Here is a 20,797-nt window from a genome sequence, read left to right on the forward strand (position 1 = left end):
GCAGATGGTCAAAGAAACGGTAACACAAAAAGAGCCTTTATTTTCTCCGGAGAACGATAAAAAGGGATCCACAAAAATCGTAAACTTGTGAGGGCAGGCTGTTTTGCTTATAGTGGTAAGTAACATAACTAAAAAAAGTGTGGTGAGACCGCTGTTTACAATCATGCTGATTGAAGACGATCAAACATTGTTCACTGAATTAAAAGAGCGCCTGGCGCAATGGTCATATGAGGTTGTTGGTGTGAAAGATTTTTCGAATGTGCTGCAGGAATTTACAGCGAATAAGCCGGATCTTGTCATTATTGACATTCAGCTGCCGAAATTTGATGGATTTCACTGGTGCCGTATGATCCGTTCGCATTCGAAGGTTCCGATTATTTTCTTGTCTTCGCGGGATCATCCGACTGATATGGTGATGTCCATGCAGCTCGGAGCGGATGACTTTGTTCAAAAACCGTTTCATTTCGAAGTGCTGCTCGCAAAAATCCAGGCGATATTGCGCCGTGTATATAATTACAACGCGGAACAACAGCTGGAATTGAAAACCTGGCGCGGTGCGGCCCTGGATCTGATGAAAGGAACTGTCTCCAATACGGAGACATCGATTGAACTGACGAAAAACGAACTGTACATCTTAAAGTTACTTGTCGAGCGTAAAAATGAAATTGTCACACGGGAGGAAATCATCACGAGCCTGTGGGATGATGAAAGTTTCGTCAGTGATAATACATTGACGGTCAATGTCAACCGGCTTCGTAAAAAGCTGGCGGATATCGGACTGGGGGACGCGATAGAAACGAAAGTCGGCCAGGGCTATATGGCGAAGGACGATACCGTATGAGTAAAGAATTTATAAGAGAAAGAGCGAGCTGGATTCTATTTTTTTTATTTCTGCAGTTTCTCGTGCTGCTGATGGGCTATTTAGACACCAGTATTCCGATGCAGTCTGTTTTCTACATCACATTTTTGTCCACACTCTCTTTTCTGGCTTTTCTCTTTATCCGCTATTCAAAAGAAACCAGGTTTTACCGGGAATTGAAAAATCATCAGGATGTGTTGGATCTGACAGCAGTTCCCGAAGCCAACAGCCCTTTTGAACATATTGCTTCTCATAGAATGACGGAACAAATAGAAGCGTACAAAGATCGATTGGATAAATTGGAGATCAGCGCTGAGCAGGAGAAGGATGAAATGCTCAACTGGATTCATGAAGTGAAAACTCCTTTGACGACCATGCAATTGATGATCGATCGCAGTGAGGACAAACCGCTTCGTGCACAAATTATGTACGAATGGCTTCGAATTCATTTGCTGCTCGATCAGCAGTTGCATTCAAAGCGTATTCCTTTCATTCAGAATGATTTATATATTGAAGAGACCGGTTTGCAGGAGCTGGTGTTTCAGGAAATTAAGTCACTGAAGTTATGGTGTGTGCAAAAAGGAATCGGATTTGATGTGGATCTGCAGACTGACGAAGTGCTGTCGGATGGAAAATGGCTAGGTTTTATTATCCGGCAGCTGCTGACGAATTCAGTGAAATACAGTGAAGCATCCGATATACAAATTTGCAGCAGGGCGGATGGCGAAGTGAAGAAATTATTCATAGAAGATCATGGACGCGGCATCGACGCGAAAGACCTCCTCCGTATATTTGATAAAGGCTTCACGGGTACGGTCCACCATCAAGATCATGCAGCGACAGGTATGGGTTTATATTTGGCCGGGCAAGTGGCGGAATCTCTGCATATTAAGATACAAGTCGAATCATCAGTTGGAACAGGCACGCGTTTCACTTTACTATTCCCGACGAAAAATGAAATGGTGCGTATTGCAGGCATGTGACGACAATGTCACATGCCTTTCTTCATTGTCATATCAAAGGCGGGAGAAATTCTGCCGGGTTGTTTATGATGGAGTTACTAAGGAGTGAGAGACATGGTCATTTTAGAAGCTTCAAAAATTTCTAAGACATATGGTAATAAATTAAATAGGCAAGAAGTATTGCGCGCACTCGACCTGCAAGTGAAAAAAGGTGAATTTGTCAGTATAATGGGGGCGTCTGGCTCAGGAAAAACGACGTTGCTGAATGTGCTTTCGTCGATTGACCGGGTAAGTCAGGGGGCAATCGAGATTGAAGGGCAGAACCTCAATCAGCTGAAAGAGAAGCAGCTGGCAGAATTTCGAAAGCAGCATCTAGGCTTCATATTCCAAGATTATAATCTGTTGGATACGCTGACAGTGAAAGAAAATATTTTATTGCCGCTGTCTGTGCAGAAAGTGAAGAAAAAAGTGGCGGATGATAGATTCAACGCTGTTGCGGCGGAGCTTGGTATTTTAGATATCCAGAACAAATATCCCAATGAAATCTCTGGAGGGCAAAAACAGCGGACTTCTGCTGCACGGGCATTCATTCATGAGCCGAGCATTATCTTTGCGGATGAACCGACAGGAGCGCTTGATTCGAAGGCGGCATCTGATTTGCTGAATAAGTTGAGTGATCTAAATATAAAACGGAACACTTCAATCGTCATGGTAACGCATGATCCGCTGGCCGCGAGCTTCAGTGAACGGGTCGTCTTCATCAAAGACGGACAGATTTATACCCAGCTCAATAAAGGCGATCAGACGAGGAATGAATTTTTCTCGGACATCATCAAAACGCAAGGTGTGCTGGGCGGGGTGCAGTATGACGCTTAATCAGCTGATTTTTAGAAACTTCAAGAAAAACTTCAAGCATTATTATGTGTATATCTTTGCACTGGTGTTCAGTGTCGGCTTGTACTTTTCCTTTGTCACACTGCAGTTCGATCCGGCAATGGATGAAACGAAAGGGACGTTAAAAGGGGCGGCTGCGATGAAAGCCGGTTCAGTGCTGCTGATTGCCATCGTGGCAGTATTTTTATTGTATGCCAATAGTCTGTTCATCAAGCGCCGCGGAAAAGAAATCGGTCTTTTCCAGCTGATCGGCATGACGAAAGGGACGGTTTTCCGCATCTTGAGCTTCGAGAATCTGCTGCTGTATATCGTATCGCTGCTGATGGGTGTACTGCTCGGATTTTCGATGTCCCGACTGCTCATGATGATTCTTTTTAATGTAACCGGAATTGAAGATGTGGCGACCTTGCATTTTTCATTTGCCGCGCTGACACAGACACTGATCGTATTTGCTGCGATTTACGTATTGATTTTACTGATGAATTTCATTTATATCAAAAGACAAAGCATACTTGCCTTGTTCCGGTCGACTTCGGTTGCACAGGAGCGTGTCCAGCGGATGTCGTGGTTCCAAATCGTGATCGGCATAAGCGGACTGTTGCTCATCGGACTCGGCTACTATCTATCGAGTATTCTTTTCAGTAAGGTACTGATGATGCAGCAATTATTCTTACTGATGATCGCGATTCTCGCCTCCGTCATCATCGGTACGTATTTATTCTATAAAGGCTCCGTCAGTTTCCTATTCCAGCTCGTACGCCGTCGGAAAGGGGGATATCTGAACGTCCGCGACGTCCTGTCACTGACATCGATCATGTTCCGGATGAAATCCAATTCGCTGCTGCTGACGATCATCACATCGCTGTCCGCACTGGCGATCGGATTGCTGTCCCTCAGCTATATTTCGTATTATTCAGCTGAGAAAAGCGTCGAGCAAAGTATCCCGGCAGATTTCTCTATCGCAAAAGACGAAAATATCCCTGAGTTCACAGATGAACTGCAGAAAGAGGGCATTGCGTATGAAATTGATAAAATTGCCTTGCAGACTCTTCAGGCAGACATAACCGGGGCGGTGTCATTTGGATCAGGAGCAGATAATCCATTCGCCGAACTTGCTGAAGAGACGGAAATGACTGTCATCAGCGACCGCGACGTACCTTCAATAAAAGTCGGAGAGAATGAAGTGTATTTCATGAATCGAATGACATTGCTCGACAGTTTCCTGAAATTCCAGACAAACGGGGAAGTTATCTTTTCAGGCAAAGAGGGAACGTATCCTTTATTGCTGAAAAGTATATCCGAAGAGACAGTGCTGCCGACCCGTATTTCATCCGGTTTCCCGATTGCAGTCGTCAGCCAGAATTTGTATGAGGAAATGAGCAGGGATCTCGATCCGTCACTTGAACCGGAATTCACTCAATATACGGGCATTCATATCAAGGACCGTTCACAAGTGAAACAAGCGGATGAAATCTTCAGGGAGACGGAACTTCGGGTATGGGCCGGAAATGAATCGAAGTATGAGGAATTTACAAAGCAGAAGCAGAATATGGGAATGATCCTGTTCATTGTCGGCTTCCTCGGCCTTGCATTCCTGGTGACGTCCGGCTGCATTATCTATTTCAAGCAGATGGATGAAAGTGAGGACGAAAAGCCGAATTACACAATTCTGCGCAAACTCGGCTTTACACAGAATGATCTGCTGCAGGGAGTTCAGCTGAAACAGCTGTTCAATTTCGGAATTCCGCTTGTTGTCGGCTTGTGCCACAGCTACTTTGCCGTTAAATCGGGCTGGTTTTTATTCGGAACAGAAATGGTGACGCCGATGCTTATTGTCATGCTGATCTATACCGTATTGTATTCAATATTCGGTGTGTTGTCGGTGCTGAATTATAAGCGGGTTATCAAAGACGCGCTATAAATATATAGGAAGGAAAAAGCTGTCCCGATTTTAATCTTGGGACAGCTTTTTCCTATGAGACTGGCGGAGATGGCGGTGGCGCGCGCCAAAAAGATGCCAGATCGCGCCAAAAAGCTACGCGAGCGAGCCAAAAACGATCATAACCGCGCGTTTACAAAGTCCACAACGCGCCAAACGGTGTATTGAACGAACCAAGACAGCTGTTCACCGGACCATTCCGCCTGTCGTCTTCTGGCTATCAGACTAGCCGAGCTGTTTTGGCAGCATTTCGCTGATATAAAAAGACCCCGGCAAACACCAAGAATTCAGACACAGGGATCGCCAGCCAGATCCCGTTCAGACCAAACAATCTCGGCAGGATCATCAGGAAAATCAGCATAACGATAATTTCACGTGAAGCAGTGATCCAAGTCGCCATCCTTACGTTCCCGACAGATTGATAAAACGTCATCATGACAAAGTTCGTGCCTGTAAACAAGTAGGCAATGAAGAACAGATTGATGCCGGTGCTTGCTAAATCACGCACATCCTGGGGGAAATCACCGAAAATCGAAACGATTGGTCCGGCAGCAAATTGTCCAATGAGGAAAAAAACGGCTCCCGCCAAGACAACTGTCCACGTGGCTTTTTTCATCGTTTCTTTCTGCCGCTGAAGATTGTGCGCTCCGTGGTAATAACTGATCAGCGGCTGAATTGCCCCACCCATTCCTAAAAACAGCATGAGCATGACACTGTGAACATAATTCAAAATGGAAAATGCCGCAACACCTTCAGTACCGGCCATTCTTTCAAATGCGATATTATGTGAAATAGTAAAGACAGAAATCCCCAGCTCAGATAGGAAACTCGGGAATCCAATGATGATGATTGCCGTAAAGAGCTTTTTATTAAATGAAAAACGAATGATTTTCAGATTATTTGTCTTCTTTAAGAAGTGCGTGACTAATACAAGCATTCCCAAGAAGGAGGCGATGATCGTCGCCATAGCCGCACCTGAAACGCCCCAATCAAAAATAAACAAAAATACGTAATTCAATAAGATATTGACTACTGAAGTAACGATCAATCCGATCATCGACAGATTAGGAGCCCCATCATTTCGGACAAAGACACTGAATGTATTTTCCACTGTGAAAATAAATCCAAACAGCAGGATGACAAATAAATAGTCAGATACATAGGGAAATGTATCTGTATTCGCACCAAGCGCATAAGCGAGCGGATTTCGAAAAATGAATGCCGTCAGACCGAGCAGCAGCGTGAAGAATGCAATTGAAAAGATTGCATGAGTAAATATTTCCCGTGCTTTTTTAACGTCTTTTGCACCCATTGCCATCGAGTATTTTGTGGCGGCACCGACCCCGATCCAAAGTGAAATCGCAAAGAAAATCGTATAGACAGGGGCAGCAATTCCTACACCCGCCAGCGCTTCTGAACCCAGTCGGTTACCGACCATGATCCCGTCAGCTACGATATTGATCGCCATCAGCAGCATGCCGACCGTGGACGGAATTAAATAACGCAAAAAAATGCGTCCAACTGGTTCTGTATCCAATTGATTCATTTTGGATGAAGAAGAACTCATGCTAAAGGGCTCCTTTTCAAATCAAGTTCCATGACAAGACAAGGGAATTCGCCGACATCATCTACTTTTCCGTTTAACACGAATCCGAACTTTTCATACAGATGCTGTGCTTTTTTATTGTCTGGGTAGATGCTTAAGAAAATCATGTCACAAGAATACTTTTGCTGCATTTCTTTGAGTAATAATCCTAGAAAACGACTGGCATAGCCTTTGCCCTGATAATTTTGATCAATCATAAAGCGGTCCAGCCACACATTATTACTCGTTTTGTCACGGCCGTGCATCGCATAGCCGATTAATTCTTCTTTGTCATATAAACCGACTGATTTCCATTCCGGCTCAAATTTAGACTGAGCCAGAGAAAATGAGTTGCTTTCAATAAAGTCTTTCTGATTGTCATTCACTGATAAATAGGCGATATCTTCCCAATTTTCAGCTGTTACCTCACGTATGTGGAGGCTCATAATTCCATCTCGCTTTCAAAGTTGTTGTAAAACATAAAAACTTATTTTGTTTTATTGGTTTTTTTACTTAATAAAAAATCATAAATTCGTACTTTTCTTAACGAATCCAAACAGTAAAATATCGACAATCGAGTCAAGCGCTTCTGTCACTGTGATACTGTTTTCATAAAAGAACTGTCGATCCATAGTGGAGTTGGTCGCATCGATGATCAGCTTCATCAGCAGCGAAACATTTTGGTCTGCAATGATACCTTCGCGGATCCCTTGCTCAATCAGTTCGCGCAGCTCATCCCACTCGTTCAGTGCAGCATGGACACGTTCCCATTGTGCCGGGTGTGATTTACGCATTTGGTCAAGAATCTGCCAATTATAAAAGTCATTATATTTTGGAATGACCGTAATGACTTTTTTTATCTTTTCAATTAATGTTAACTCTGTATCCTGCATAATGACTTCCGTTTTATCGTCAAACTCCTGTAATGTGGAATCGATAATCGCATCAAGGATCTCCGTTTTGGAAGAAAAATGTTCATACAGAGTTCGTTTACTGATACCAAGCCGTTTAGCCAAATCATCCATTGTGAACTTCATGCTTTTCTCATGAACCTCTTCCAAAAAAGCTTTCATAATTCGTGCTTTCATTTATCTATCTCCTTCTAATAAGGAAAACTTAAAAAACAAATTTAGTTTCCTTGGTTCATTTTAATTATATAGAAAGGAAAGGCGAAAAGCAAAGGAAGATACTTTTCAAAAACTAATCGATAGGACGTAAAAAAATCCGGATTGCTGAATTTGTTCAGCAATCCGGATTTTTTATCGTCTGGAATGAACTAATTCGCCCTGTACCCAAACATCTTGAATATTCTCGGGACGAACTAGATAGAGGATCTTCTCGAAAAGATCTTGAAGATTTATTTCATCATCGAACAGCGGCAGGCGGGCTGTTGGGACAGTCGTATTAACTCGCTGCACATCCCACGCATAACCTTCTTCCAAACGTCCAATCGGAAGACTCAGGCTTTCTCCGCCGCCAGCTGTCAGATAATAGAATGCTTCAGTTAAAGTGATGCGGGATTCGTTGACCCCCCGCTGATCAGCAGGCAGGCTTGTATCCACACCATCTTCAAGCATACGTGAAGAGATAACGGCCTGACGGGCATTGTCATACAGACTTGGAGAAAAACCACCCGCGATGTCGGAACCAAGACCGATATCTACACCCATCGAACTGAATCGTGCAGCTGGCAGTACGCTGTTGGCAAAATAGGCATTGGATATTGGGCAATGTGCAATGGCGCTGCCAGTTTCAGCAAATAACGCCGCATCTTCATCGGATAAGAAATTGCAGTGTGCCATAACCGACTTATCCTGCAGAAGTCCGAACTCATTCAGCGCCTGTGCATCATTTTTACCGAGTCGCTGCTGCACATGCTGATGAGCCCAGTCACTTTCACTGCAATGCGACTGGATATGCGTATCGTGCTTTTGCGCAAGTTCACCAAGACCTTGAAGCACTTCATCGGTACAGCTCGGAATGAAACGTGGCGTTACAACAGGATAAACCCCTTGCTTCGTTGTTTTCCCCAGCTCTTTAACAGCCAGAATAAATTCCTCCGTATCCTGCAACGCACTTTCTGTACTCTCATCGCGGTAGGAAGGGGAAGTTTCATCGGGGTGATCCATGACTACTTTGCCGACTAGCCCTCTCTGTCCTTTTTTCGCGCAGATTTCTGCTAACAGTATAGAAGCTTCCTTATGGACAGTGGCGAAATAAAGGGCAGTTGTCGTTCCGTTGGCAAGCAGAGTTTCAACAATATCTTCATACACATTCTCTGCGTATGCCAAATCAGAGAAACGAGCTTCTTCAGAAAACGTATACGTACTCAGCCAATCGTTCAGCGGAATATCAAGAGCTGTGCCGGCTTGTGCCCACTGTGATGCATGATTATGCAAATCAATGAAACCGGGCAGCAAGTAAGAACCTTTTTCGACGCGGCGAAACGAATCAGTTTGTTCATAGTCTTTCAGCACGATTTGGTAATCACTTTCATCGGGCCGGACGATGCGGGCAATTATCCCTTCATCATCTATACAGAACAAGCAATCTTGCAGAATTTCAATTTCTTGTCGGGAACGGCTTGTAAATGCGGTTGCGAGAAATACTTGTGTGTATCTGGTCATTTATCCAAGTCAGCCTCCATTATATGAGTTTGGTAAGTGGGTAACGATTCATCTAGCATATCCTCAGTATGACTCTTCTTTTTGTTCTATGCAAACTAAAAAAAATCGTAAATAAACAAAAAACTCTCCAAAAGATGCTGTAAGACAAATTTTCTTCAGAAATTTCAGCAGATCAGCCGTGTTGCGCACCAAAAAAGCATTTCACCGCGCCAAAATGCTTTAGAAACGAACCAAAAACCATAAATGCCGAACATTTGTCATGCTCACACCGCACCAATCTAGATGTTTGCCGCACCAAAGTACAATACGTTTTCTTAGAAACTCCCTTTACAAGTAAAAAAAACTGCCCGATGAAGTCAAATGGATAAGACTTCCCGGACAGCTCCTGTATTCAGGCATTCAGACTTGCATGTTTTGCCTCGACGAGAGGACCGGCATTTTTTAAATACTTTTCTACGCCCTCAGCTGCACGGTAGCCAAGCGCTCCAATTGTAGCCGTCGGGTGATGACCTGCAAACTGTGGAAAAGCGGAACCGCCAACAACAAACAGATTTTCCATATCCCACATCTGCAAATAATTATTAACGGCAGAGGTGGCAGGATCAGCTCCCATTATAACACCGCCGGCATAGTGGCCGCCGTCGTACACGTGGTCAAACTGTTCAGGGTAGGAATCGGGGTCTATAATATCCGCACCCATTTCTTTCATGATTTCTGTACATTTTTCGATGCCGAACTTTGCGATATTGCGATCTTGGTCAGTATACTGGAACGTCACACGAAGCAGCGGATCTCCATACTCATCTTTATAGGTAGGATCCAAATCTAAATAATTGAACCACCATGACATAATGGCAGGTGTGTACCAGACCCGCAAATTGCGGTATGCATAGTGTATAGAGTTTTTCTTGAACTCGGGTCCCCATTTGGGCGTACCGTCGGGAACGTGGTTGCTTGCAATGGCTGCATCTCCGTATTGACGGATCTCAATCCCGCCTCCGTTAATGAAATCCAAATCTGTGTGATCAAAATTGTCGCCTGCAAAATCACTCATAGCAGCACCTAATGCACCGGCTCCCATGTACAAATTAAACTTTTTATCTTCGAAATAGCCTCTTGCTCCCTGAAACGTAATATTCGTCTGTGCATTAAAATTACGTCCTATTGTGCCTTTGCGCGTTTTCGGGTCGTATTGCTGACCGATTTCCGACAGCATTAAGAGGCGGTTATTGGAAAACGAGAAGGCGGCCAGGACGACGATATCAGCTGGCTGTTCAAATTCTTCTCCTGTACGGGTATCGGTATATAGCACACCTGTCGCCTTCCCACCACTATGCAGAACGCGGCGCACTTGGGAATTTGTCCTAATTTCACAGTTGTTCGTTTTCAGTGCGGTTGGAATTACTGTCGCCAGCGGATCCGATTTCGCACTGAAATCACAGCCGTACTGCGTACAATAGGAACAAAACATACAAGCATTCATCGCTTCACCGTCCGGGTTTGTATACGCCTGTGACAGGTTTCCTGAGGCAACTTGATATGGATGGTAACCCATTTTCTTTGTCGTATCCTTAAATAAACGCAAGGCGGGTGATTCTTTCATTGGCGGATTCGGATAGTCACTTGAACGTTTGTCACCCAGCGGATCAGGTTCTCCTGAAATACCGGCTGTCTTTTCCCAACGGTCATAATACGGTTCCATTTCATCATAAGTAATACCCCAATCTTGAATCGTCATGCCCTCAGGTATCTTATTTTTTCCGTAACGTTCGATCGTTTTCGAACGAATTTCAAAGTCATACGCTCTCCAGCGGTAAGTGGCCCCTGCCCAGTGAACACTTCCGCCGCCCAAATCCGTTCCTGCCATCATTTCTTTACGTGTGCGGACAGGCAATGCTGTTTCGTCCATCGTGACTCGGGATGTGATCGTTTCGCGAGAAAGATTTTGCATTAATTCGTAACGGTTTGTATAGCGAAGTTCGTCTTTAACCCCGATATAATCGGACCGTTCCTGTTTTTTTCCTCGTTCTAACAGCACAACTTTATGACCGGCTTTTGCCATTTCAGCAGAGACAATACCACCTGCCCAGCCGCTGCCGACTACGACAACATTTACTTTTTCTAATTTCTTTACCATAGAGATTCCTCCTTCTTAGTGTCCTTGATAACTGCGCAAACTTTCCGGTTTCATCACAATAAAGTCTTTCTTATCAATACCATCCGTATAGCCCATACGGGGACCGGGAAATTCCTTCATCCGCCAGGCTTCCATATTGCGATTGCCCCCGTATACCGGGTCTGCGTAAGTTCCTTCAATTGTCGTCTGTAAGAGAAGGTTAAAGAATGTCTCAGAAGATACGCCATTCATCTTGCCTTTCCCTTCATTAAAAAGCTGAAGAATTTCATCTTGCTGTGAAGCCTCTAATTTTCTGAAGTTGGTGTCATACTTTTCTTGTGCCGTCTGTTCAAGGGCCCGCACACCTTCCGTGAAAATCTCTGCTCTTGTCATAGGAGTTTGATATCTTGGTGTAGGGGCAGGCACTTGCGTCTCTGCGTTAGGTCCCTGTTCATCCTGTTGACGATCTTTATCTTCATAATTCGCTTTCTCAGCATTCTGCGGGAAAGGACCGCGCATATACTCTTTCGCATTCGTGCCCCATTCGCCGGAAAGTTGGCGGTCGATAAAGTAGGGAACGCCCAGTTCAATTGCACCGGGGCCCAGATCATCTTTCGGGAAGATTCGTTCAGCAGCAGCGGACAAGATTTCAAAATCTTCACTGCGGCTGAAGAACGTCCGCGCTTCCAGTAAGTTTTCTGTCGATGCTTCATTCCCTGTAGTTGGCTTTTTAACCTGGTTAGTCACCAATCCGCCCAGTAATGAACCACCTACTAAACCGCCGGCTACCAAACCGGTATTCTTCATAAAGTTCCGGCGGCTCATTCCTTTTTGTTCCGTTTCAGGCTGTTGTGGTCCTGTCACTTATATCTCCTCCTCATGAATGTAGGGTTACACATTTTTTCCAATCAACTATGAGTCATCTTGTGGTGATTTAGCTGAAACTATACCTGTAAGTTGAAATTTATACAGAAAAAAACCCCGGGCTGTCCAGGAATGTCTGGAAAGCTCGGGGTTTACTTATTTACGTAAAAGATTGTTTATTTTGTAGTATCTGTGCTGTCAGTTGTACCTGTTTCACCAGTTGTTCCAGTATCGCCAGTTGTGCCTGTGTCACCAGTCGTATCGTCTGTTTCAGCGTCATCGTTCATATCTACATCCAAATCTACATCGTCATTAGGTGTTGTATCAGCAGGCTGGTCGATATCTACATCATCATTATTGTCAATAACGGGATCGTCATTATCGTCACCGCAAGCACCCAGTACGCCTATAGACAATATTGCCGCTGCGCCTACTTTTAGTAAGTTGTTGTTTTTAAATTTTGTAAGATCCATGAAAGATCTCCTCCTCTGGTTGAGTAATTGCTATTCGCTTCTAGACTAACAATAGCCGAATTCAGTGATTGTAAACCTGTTAGAAGAAAAATGGGACATAGGTATGATAGTTCATATACAGGAAGAGGAAGTCTACGCGTATTTTCGACATTTCAATGAAGGAGTCTTTCATCAGACGGGAAAATTTGAAGGGACAGTTGAATTCGAAGCTGCTGAAAAACGGGATGTGCCGAGTATATTTAATTTGATTCAAAATGAAAACGGTATCTGGCAAGTTGCTTTTATGCCGATACAATAAAGATGCCTTGGAATCGATTTTTTATACATTCAAGAAGGAATTGTGGCAAGCAGTGATGAACTAGGTGTAAATGGTGCAATTAAATTTATAAAAAAGAGGTGCAGTATGCCAATCATTCAAGTGCAAGTTTTAGAAGGAAGAAACGCAGACCAGATCAAAGGATTAATTGTCGATATCACGGAAGCAGCTGTCAATAATCTGGACGTGAGACATGAACAAGTCCGAGTGGTCGTAACAGAAATACCTGATACAAATTGGGGAGCAGGCGGATCGACAATGAAAGAGATCAAGGCGGGACGTCAATTATAAAAACGTGAAAAAAGCGAACTGTCCATCGGGCGGTCCGCTTTTTTACTTATAAATATAATCCGTCCGCATACATGGCGGTTAAGGTATTAGCAATTTCATCAATCGAAGCTGTATTGGTTTGGTTTACGACTTCCCATTGATAGTTTTCATTGGCAAAGAACCAGAAGCGTGCAACTAAATTCGCCTGGAGGTCCGTCCGAGCCAGTCCGTGCGATTGCGAATACGAAATGTCTCTCGTAATATAATGAATATTTGCCTCGCGTATTTCGTTCCACTTCGAGTTCACAGCTGAAGACAGACCGATTGCTTCCGAAAATACTCTCATGATTTGATGATTTTCATGCGCCATATTCAAAAACATATGAACTTGCTGATGAATCAAACCTTTCGCTTCCTGTTTAGTAATAGGAGTGAACGGCATGTTCGCCATGTCAAGAAACTGTTGCATTACGTCCTCTATCAGCATGATTAGAATATCATCTTTCCCGCTGAAATGTACGTACGCTGTGCCGTATCCCGTCTTTGCCTTTTTGATAATTTGTGTAATGGTTGTTTTTTCAAAACCATTTTCATAGAAAAGTTCTTTAGATGCTTCAAGCAAGCGTTTCCTAGTCGCGATGGATCTCAAACTACGCCCATCCGTAACTTCCTCTCGTTGCATCAGACAGCCCCTCCTTCACTTCGAGATTTGTACTCATTGTATCGTATAGTAATTCTTCCGACAATGGAGCAATGAATTCTTTTTTAATCAATTTAACCAAAAAAGATATTGACACAGTGTCAACTACATACTAATATTAAGTAAATTCTGATTATTGGAGGCGCATACATTTATGGACAACAAAGGTGTAATCACTAGAGAGAAAGCTGGAGAGTTTGATGCACAAGACGAGTTTCAACAGTATCGCGAGGAATTCTTTTTGCAGCCAGGTCAAATTTATATGGATGGTAATTCGCTTGGACTGATGTCAAAGCGGGCAGAAGGGAAAGTATTAGAGCTCATGGATTCATGGAAGACTCTGGCAATTCAAGGCTGGACAAAAGGAACCTATCCTTGGTTTTACCTCCCTGAAAAGTTAAGTGAAATGTGCGCACCCCTCATCGGCGCGGACAGCAAAGAAGTGATGATCTGCGGATCGACAACGAGCAATATTCATCAAGTCATCTCTACGTTTTACAAGCCGAATGGAAACAAGACAAAGATTGTGGCTGATGAATTGACATTTCCTTCAGATATTTATGCGCTTCAAAGCCAAATTAAACTGCAGGGATACGACCCGGATGAACATTTGGTTCGTGTGAAGAGCCGGGATGGGAAAATGATCGAAGAGGAAGATATCATTGCTGCCATGACGGATGATGTAGCTCTTGTTTTCTTGCCGACTGTATTGTATCGAAGCGGACAATTACTAGATATCGAACGGTTGACGAAGGAAGCACACAATCGAGGAATTCAAATTGGTTTCGATGCTTGCCACTCTATCGGGGCGGTATCCCACCAATTTAGTGATTGGGGTGTGGACTTTGCCGTCTGGTGTAATTATAAATATTTGAATGGCGGCCCGGGATCTGTAGCAGGTCTATACGTAAACAAAAAGCATTTTGGCATCACCCCCGGACTGACGGGCTGGTACAGTTCCAAGAAAGATACACAATTTGATATGAGCCATACATTGGATGTGGAAGAGTCAGCTGGCGCATTCCAAGTCGGAACGTCACATATTTTAAGTTTAGCTCCGCTCATCGCTTCGTTCGAACTTTTTGCCGAAGCGGATATTAAAAAGATACGGACAAAATCTCTCCATATCACCCGCTTCATGATGGTATTAATTGACCAAGAATTAGATGGGTTGGGCTATTCAATCGGTAATCCAACAGACGATGATCGCCGCGGCGGACATATTTGTTTGGAACATGATGAAGCAATTCGAATTTGCAAAGCAATGGTTGAAGAGGGAATCATTCCAGATAACCGTCCGCCGAATATTATCAGACTAGCACCTATTGCTTTTTATACCTCATATGAAGAAGTCTTCGACACAGTGCAAATTCTTAAGAAAATTGTACTTGAAAAACGATATGAACAATATGGGAAAGAACGTAATGTCGTGTCATAAAAGAAGATGAGGGGGAAAAGGGATGGGTAAAAAAGAAGCAGATTTTCAAGATATCATTGAACGGGAGAAGGGCTTGAACCGCAGTTTAACTACAGGTCAGCTGGCAATGATTGCGATTGGAGGAGCAATAGGGACGGGGTTGTTTCTTGGAAGCGGTTTAGCCATTGGTTTGGCGGGACCCAGTGTAATTGTGAGTTATGCAATCGGTGCTTTAATTGCGCTGCTGTTGATGGGATGTCTCTCTGAAATGACAGTGGCCCATCCAGTGACAGGCTCATTCGGGGCCTATGCAGAAAAGTATATTAATCCATGGGCTGGATTCTCTGTCCGTTATTCTTATTGGTTCAGTTTAGTATGTGCCATTGGAACGGAAGTCACGGCTGTAGCAGTATACATGAAGTATTGGTTTCCGACAGTACCGGCTATCGTTTGGATTCTGCTGTTTGCGGCAATTTTGATGTATGTGAATGCCACTACCGTTAAGATGTTCGGAATTGTGGAATATTGGTTTTCTTTTATCAAAGTCGTGGCTATCACAGGTTTCATTATCTTAGCTGCCTACGTCATAGTAGGAGCGGATGCGACTTCTTCCATTGGAATTCATAACTATACAGCCGATGGCGGATTCTTCCCGAATGGTTTTTATGGCATGTGGATTGCGGTCTTTATCTCGCTTTTCAGCTACTTAAGCATTGAAATGATTGCGGTGAGTGCCGGTGAGGCAAAAGATCCCGAAAAAGCGGTTCCTATTGCTTTGCGTTCCGCTGTTGTTCGTTTGATTGTTTTTTACTTGATCACTCTTTCGTTGATGCTGATGATTGTTCCCTGGAATATGGCGGGTGCCGATAAAAGCCCTTTCGTTAAGGTTATGGAAATCGTCAATATACCCGGAGCTGCAGCTATTATGAACTTCGTAGTATTAATTGCGGCATTGTCGGCTATGAACAGTCAGCTATATATCTCTACAAGAATGATGTTTTCTTTATCGCGGGGCGGATATGCTCCTAAAACTTTAGGAAAGCTGAATAAGAAGTCTGTACCATCCAGAGCATTGCTGGTATCAGTAATTGGTATTGTGTTCGCGACATTCTTTACGGTCGTGAAACCGGACACTGCATTCGTCACCATGATTTCTTTATCAAGTTTCGGCGCAATGTTTGCCTGGTTTATGATTTTTGTCACTCATCTATTTTTCCGAAAAAGATGGGATGAATCGAATGGAAGAAAGTTACCGGTTCGGATGATCGGCTATCCATACCTCACTATTTTTGGGGCATTATTGCTGGCCAGTGTGGTATTGTCGACCTGGTTCTCTCCTGACTTCAAAGCTACTCTTCTGTTAGGATTCCCATGGTTGCTGTTCATCACGATTTGCTACTTTATCTGGAAACGTACGATAGGTAAACGAAAACTCGAAAATCCAGAGCTTGATGAAAACGCTGAGTCTTGATGTGGAAAATGAAATAGAAGGTCTATTTCCTAATTAAAAAGCCCAACTTAATCCCAAGATATAACTTGATTGAAAAAAGTAAATCAAGTTATATTTTTTCCTGATAAAATTGCTAACTTGATAGTTTGCTAATTATTGAAAAAGTTTCATAATATGAAATTTGGAGCTTGTTATATAGGGAATACCCTCGTATACTTCTAATTACTACTTAAATATGACAAATTGTAATACAGTGAGATATAGAATTTACCAAACAGGAATACCGCTGATAGATTGACAAATGGAAATTATTTTACTTTTTATTGAAAGCGTTTACACGTTAGGTTTCTAATCAAGATTGCATCCAGCCGGAGAGGAGAAAAAAACGTGATAGAATCTGTTAAAAAGGCATGCTATATTATCAGTTGTTTTTCCAGTGAGGAACCAGTTCTAGGGAATGCAGAGATTGCAGGAAAACTGGGGATGAGTCCTAGTACGACCCATCATTTAATCAGTACATTATGCAATGAAGGTGTATTGATGAGGGACCAGGATAGACGATACCGTTTAGGATGGAAGTTGCTGGAATGGAATAACAATGTAATGTTTCAACAAGATATATATGATAAGGCTATTCCTCTTGTCAAAGACTTGATTAGCAGATTTACGGGCACTGCTCATATCGGGATGTTCGATAAAGGAGAAGTTGTATTTGTTTTAAAAATCTCTTCTCAGGCTGCATCACCTGTTCACACTTATATCGGTTCGAGGAAACCTGCGTATGCAACTAGTACAGGAAAAGTATTGCTGGCTTACAATAATAGCTATCTAAAAGAGACAATTGAAAGAGGACTATCATCGCAAGCTCCCAATACAATTACAGATATAGATATGTTAAAGGAAGATCTGCAAAATGTACGAGAACTGGGATATTCCATAAGTAATAATGAGAATACTTCGGGTACCTATGCAATTGCTGCACCTATTCTATCCTATTCAGGTAAGACCATCGCCGCCGTGAATCTAGTGGGGCCAATTTCCTATATGCAAGGAAGCGACCAGCAAATGATTCGACGAAGTGTGATTAAGACGGCTGACTCCATATCCAAAGAACTAGGATATATAGAAGTGTAATGTAATGTATTTCAGTAGAAGTAATAGTGAAGGGAGGGGAACAGAAACAGATAGGTGTACTTATTTAATTGCAAAAGAAGAGAGTAAATTTTTAGATTGAATTTACGGAATATTGGGATTAATTAAAGAGAAAAAGGGGAGTTTATAATGACGAAAAAAAGTGGATTTTACTTTTTTATCATGACAATCGTAGCAGCATTGTTTTTAAGTGCATGTGGTGATGATACGGATGAGGCAAAAGCAGACGATACAGGTAAAGCAGGAGATTCAGGCCAGACGTATAACTTTAAACTTGCGCATATTGCGCCGCCTGATCATATTTGGAATGAAACCGCTGAAAAATTTGGCGAGGAATTAGAAAAACGCTCAGATGGACGGATGAAACTTGAGTTATATCCGGGTGGACAGCTCGGTGGAGAGCCTGATATGGTTCAACAGCTAGAGACCGGTTCATTGGATTTCGGATTTATTACAACTGCTTTCCTGACTTCAAGATCAGAAGCGTTCAGTGCATGGTTTGCACCTTATTTGTTCGATTCTTATGAGGCTGCATTCGAAGCTAAAGATTCAGATATTGCAAAAAAGCTCTTGGCTACACTCGACGACCAAGGCTTACGAGCGAAGAATTACTTCTTCTCCGGAAATCGTACGATGATGTTCAGAGAAAAAGTAGAATCTCCTGCAGATATTAAAGGGCTTACTTTACGTGTAACTCCAAGTCCAGCATTACAAGATTGGTATCGATTGTTAGGAGCTAACCCGGAGTCTATTTCATTGCCGGACGTGTACCAAGCAGCACAAACAGGGGTAATTGATGGAATGGAAATGGACTTAGATGCAGCAGTCACATCGAATTTCAATGAAGTAACCGGTTTTGGTGCACTGACAAATCATATGGTTTGGCCTTCCGTCATGATTGCAAGCGGTAAGAAGTTTGATGCAATGCCTGAAGAGGACCAAAAAATTATTGAGGAGGCAATGGCTGCGGCTTCAGAATACGGAACAATGAAACGTGCTTCTTTAGAGGAAGAATATATGGATACTTTGAAAGATAGGGGAATGGAATTATATGAAATGGACGAGTCTTTGTTCGATCCATACAAAGAAGAATATGATGAGCAATATAAAGCCAAGGATCCATTAATCAAAGAATTTATTGAAACGTTCCGTAAATAGGGGGAAAGCGCAGTATGAACAAGCTGAGCAACTGGATAGAAACACTTGAAAAATTTATGGCAATGATCTTGATTGCTGCGATGACAATTATTATTGCAGCCGCCGTATTGTTCCGTTACTTTTTAAACGCCCCTATCTTTTGGGCAAGTGAAGCAAGTATTTTCATAATGGCATGGGTTACATTTATCGGGGGGAGTTTGGGACTTAAATATAAGTCCCAGGCTTCTGTTACCTTTTTAGTAGATCGACTATCAGATAAGGGGAAAAGATACTTAGAAATAGTTTCTTATATAATTATTCTAGTGTTTATTGGAATTTTACTATACTTGAGTTATCAATGGCTGGGGTCCGTTTCCAACCAAACCTCATCTTCTATGCGAATTCCGATGTGGATACCATATGCTTCGGTTCCGGTAGGTCTAAGTTTCGCATTTATTCATTTATTGACTCACCTGGTGAATTTGTTTAAGACACGGGAGCAAGGGGGACAAACGACATGATGTTTGTTGTCATTTTACTATTTTTACTGTTTCTAGTGATTGGTATACCTATTTCGCTAGTATTGGCGATTACATCCCTCAGCTATTTGCTTCTTTCCAATATGACAACACTTATGAGCTCGGCGCCTCAAAAGATGTTTTCGGGAATCGATAATTTCGGACTTTTAGCCATCCCGCTATTTATGTTGGCGGGAGAGTTAATGAATGGCGGGGGAATTACGACACGGCTCGTGTCATTTGCAAAGGTGCTGATTGGTCATTATCGCGGAGGTTTAGCATATGTAACGGTTATTGCAAATATGTTTTTGGCGTCGATATTAGGTTCTGCCAATGCGCAGGCTGCCATGATGAGTAAGGTTATGGTGCCTGAAATGGAAAAGGAAGGTTATCGTCGGGATTTCTCTGCAGCGATTACGCTCGCTTCTTCTATCGTGGCTCCGGTCATTCCGCCAAGTATGTTATTTATCATTTATGGTACTTTGACAGGCGCCTCCATTGCTGATTTGTTTATGGCTGGTGTGATTCCCGGTATATTGCTCGGTGTAGGTTTTATTATCGTAATTGGAATCATGAACCAAAAACAGCAATTTCCCAGAAGTGAGAAAGCGACGTTTCAAATGATCGTCAAATCATTTTTTCGGGTACTGCCTGCAATGTTAATTCCTTTTACTATCATTTTCGGTATTTTAGGCGGTGTCTTCACACCAACTGAGTCAGCGGCCATCGCATGTGTCATCGCGTTCGTTATAGGGCTGGCATACCGAGAATTAAAATTGAAAAGCATGCCGGAGATCTTAGTGAATACGGTTGTCAATACAGCAACGATTTCGTTCTTAATTGTCACAGCCAATTTATTCGGTTTCATTATAGCGTATGAGCAAATACCTCAAATGGTGGCAAACTCTATGCTTGGTTTGTCGGAAAATCCGTTAGTCTTCTTGCTTTTGGTTAATATTTTCTTATTATTGATTGGTACTGTCTTAGACGGCATTGCGGCATTAATTATTTTAATTCCTGTCATGCTGCCATTGCTTGCTACATACCAGATCGATCCAGTTCATTTCGGAGTAATAGTATGCATTAACTTAACTATCGGTCTACTAACACCGCCGGTAGGAACAGGGTTATTCATCGTTTCATCTATAGCTAAGGTGAAATTTGAAGATCTCATAAAAGCCATTATGCCATTCCTGGCAATGGCGATCCTCGTGTTGCTCATCCTGACGTATTGGGAAGATGCTGCATTATGGATTCCGAGCCTATATAAAGACTGAAACGTTTAGAGAGTTCTCTAAACGTTTTTTTATATTTAAAAATCTTCATTAAATATTCTTACTATTTCATATAGTGAAATATGAAGATGGTGACAAAATGATGGATTAGGTATATTACAGATAAGTTAATTGAAGTGAAGACGAGAAGAGCTGAAAAGCTTCCTTATTAATTTCTCATAATTTTTTTAAAAGGACGAAATGAAAGGGCTTACAAGTCTTCGTGTATCAATGAAGAAACCAC

General features: G+C 42.6%; 20 protein-coding genes. 12 read left to right on the top strand and 8 right to left on the bottom strand.

Translation table 11 applies throughout. From position 1 onward, the window contains the following. Window positions 1–151: 151 nt before the first annotated feature. The 4 genes from GDZ68_RS12980 (at window position 152) to GDZ68_RS12995 (ending at window position 4,636) form a co-directional block, all read left to right on the top strand. Window positions 152–841: a response regulator transcription factor gene (locus tag GDZ68_RS12980; RefSeq protein ID WP_153722816.1), complete on the top strand. Its 690-nt coding sequence runs from the start codon at window positions 152–154 to the stop codon at window positions 839–841. Then, on the top strand, window positions 838–1,842 hold the full coding sequence (locus tag GDZ68_RS12985; RefSeq protein ID WP_153722735.1) for a sensor histidine kinase: 1,005 nt from the start codon (window positions 838–840) through the stop codon (window positions 1,840–1,842). The genes GDZ68_RS12980 and GDZ68_RS12985 overlap by 4 nt, the downstream gene beginning before the upstream one ends. Before the next feature lie 93 nt (window positions 1,843–1,935). Further along, entirely contained in the window at window positions 1,936–2,697 is a 762-nt protein-coding gene (locus GDZ68_RS12990) for an ABC transporter ATP-binding protein (protein ID WP_153722736.1), read from the top strand. Further along, window positions 2,687–4,636 carry an ABC transporter permease gene (locus GDZ68_RS12995; RefSeq protein WP_153722737.1) on the top strand — a complete coding sequence of 650 codons (1,950 nt, stop codon included), beginning with the start codon at window positions 2,687–2,689 and terminating at the stop codon, window positions 4,634–4,636. The genes GDZ68_RS12990 and GDZ68_RS12995 overlap by 11 nt, the downstream gene beginning before the upstream one ends. Window positions 4,637–4,874: 238 nt before the next feature. Here the strand turns inward: GDZ68_RS12995 and GDZ68_RS13000 are convergent, their stop codons facing one another. The 7 genes from GDZ68_RS13000 to GDZ68_RS13030 all read right to left on the bottom strand — a co-directional run bounded on the left by GDZ68_RS13000 (window position 4,875) and on the right by GDZ68_RS13030 (window position 12,319). Next, the gene (locus GDZ68_RS13000) at window positions 4,875–6,221 is read right to left on the bottom strand and encodes an MATE family efflux transporter (protein ID WP_153722738.1); all 1,347 of its coding nucleotides are present in this window, start codon (window positions 6,219–6,221) and stop codon (window positions 4,875–4,877) included. Next, entirely contained in the window at window positions 6,218–6,685 is a 468-nt protein-coding gene (locus GDZ68_RS13005; protein WP_153722739.1) for a GNAT family N-acetyltransferase, read from the bottom strand. Before GDZ68_RS13005 ends, GDZ68_RS13000 begins: the two co-directional genes overlap by 4 nt. A 78-nt stretch (window positions 6,686–6,763) precedes the next feature. Then, window positions 6,764–7,327 carry a TetR/AcrR family transcriptional regulator gene (locus GDZ68_RS13010; RefSeq protein WP_153722740.1) on the bottom strand — a complete coding sequence of 188 codons (564 nt, stop codon included), beginning with the start codon at window positions 7,325–7,327 and terminating at the stop codon, window positions 6,764–6,766. 171 nt (window positions 7,328–7,498) lie between these two features. Then, entirely contained in the window at window positions 7,499–8,866 is a 1,368-nt protein-coding gene (gene guaD, locus GDZ68_RS13015; RefSeq protein ID WP_153722741.1) for a guanine deaminase, read from the bottom strand. A gap of 391 nt (window positions 8,867–9,257) precedes the next feature. Further along, the gene (locus GDZ68_RS13020) at window positions 9,258–11,003 is read right to left on the bottom strand and encodes a GMC family oxidoreductase (RefSeq protein WP_153722742.1); all 1,746 of its coding nucleotides are present in this window, start codon (window positions 11,001–11,003) and stop codon (window positions 9,258–9,260) included. A 15-nt stretch (window positions 11,004–11,018) separates the two neighbouring features. After that, entirely contained in the window at window positions 11,019–11,846 is an 828-nt protein-coding gene (locus GDZ68_RS13025; protein WP_153722743.1) for a gluconate 2-dehydrogenase subunit 3 family protein, read from the bottom strand. Window positions 11,847–12,022: 176 nt separating this feature from the next. Then, the gene (locus GDZ68_RS13030) at window positions 12,023–12,319 is read right to left on the bottom strand and encodes a hypothetical protein (protein WP_194841162.1); all 297 of its coding nucleotides are present in this window, start codon (window positions 12,317–12,319) and stop codon (window positions 12,023–12,025) included. A gap of 103 nt (window positions 12,320–12,422) precedes the next feature. Here GDZ68_RS13030 and GDZ68_RS13035 point away from each other — a divergent pair, with 103 nt between their 5' ends. Beyond that, on the top strand, window positions 12,423–12,617 hold the full coding sequence (locus GDZ68_RS13035) for a hypothetical protein (RefSeq protein ID WP_153722744.1): 195 nt from the start codon (window positions 12,423–12,425) through the stop codon (window positions 12,615–12,617). Between the two features lie 42 nt (window positions 12,618–12,659). Next, a complete protein-coding gene (locus GDZ68_RS13040; protein WP_228551099.1) occupies window positions 12,660–12,926 on the top strand; it encodes a 4-oxalocrotonate tautomerase in 267 nt (88 codons plus the stop codon). 46 nt (window positions 12,927–12,972) lie between these two features. Here the strand turns inward: GDZ68_RS13040 and GDZ68_RS13045 are convergent, their stop codons facing one another. Continuing rightward, the gene (locus tag GDZ68_RS13045) at window positions 12,973–13,587 is read right to left on the bottom strand and encodes a TetR/AcrR family transcriptional regulator (RefSeq protein WP_153722746.1); all 615 of its coding nucleotides are present in this window, start codon (window positions 13,585–13,587) and stop codon (window positions 12,973–12,975) included. 172 nt (window positions 13,588–13,759) lie between these two features. Here GDZ68_RS13045 and kynU point away from each other — a divergent pair, with 172 nt between their 5' ends. The 6 genes from kynU to GDZ68_RS13075 all read left to right on the top strand — a co-directional run bounded on the left by kynU (window position 13,760) and on the right by GDZ68_RS13075 (window position 20,556). Continuing rightward, window positions 13,760–15,043: a kynureninase gene (gene kynU, locus GDZ68_RS13050; protein WP_153722747.1), complete on the top strand. Its 1,284-nt coding sequence runs from the start codon at window positions 13,760–13,762 to the stop codon at window positions 15,041–15,043. Window positions 15,044–15,065: 22 nt separating this feature from the next. Beyond that, on the top strand, window positions 15,066–16,493 hold the full coding sequence (locus GDZ68_RS13055; protein WP_153722748.1) for an amino acid permease: 1,428 nt from the start codon (window positions 15,066–15,068) through the stop codon (window positions 16,491–16,493). 366 nt (window positions 16,494–16,859) lie between these two features. Beyond that, entirely contained in the window at window positions 16,860–17,606 is a 747-nt protein-coding gene (locus GDZ68_RS13060; protein ID WP_153722749.1) for an IclR family transcriptional regulator, read from the top strand. A 147-nt stretch (window positions 17,607–17,753) separates the two neighbouring features. After that, the gene (locus tag GDZ68_RS13065) at window positions 17,754–18,782 is read left to right on the top strand and encodes a TRAP transporter substrate-binding protein (RefSeq protein WP_153722750.1); all 1,029 of its coding nucleotides are present in this window, start codon (window positions 17,754–17,756) and stop codon (window positions 18,780–18,782) included. 14 nt (window positions 18,783–18,796) lie between these two features. Further along, window positions 18,797–19,282: a TRAP transporter small permease gene (locus GDZ68_RS13070; protein WP_153722751.1), complete on the top strand. Its 486-nt coding sequence runs from the start codon at window positions 18,797–18,799 to the stop codon at window positions 19,280–19,282. After that, window positions 19,279–20,556, top strand: coding sequence for a TRAP transporter large permease (locus GDZ68_RS13075; protein WP_153722752.1), 1,278 nt, complete (start codon window positions 19,279–19,281; stop codon window positions 20,554–20,556). The genes GDZ68_RS13070 and GDZ68_RS13075 overlap by 4 nt, the downstream gene beginning before the upstream one ends. Window positions 20,557–20,797: the final 241 nt, after the last annotated feature.

The organism is Sporosarcina cascadiensis, from assembly GCF_009650995.1.
Taxonomy (GTDB): domain Bacteria; phylum Bacillota; class Bacilli; order Bacillales_A; family Planococcaceae; genus Sporosarcina; species Sporosarcina cascadiensis.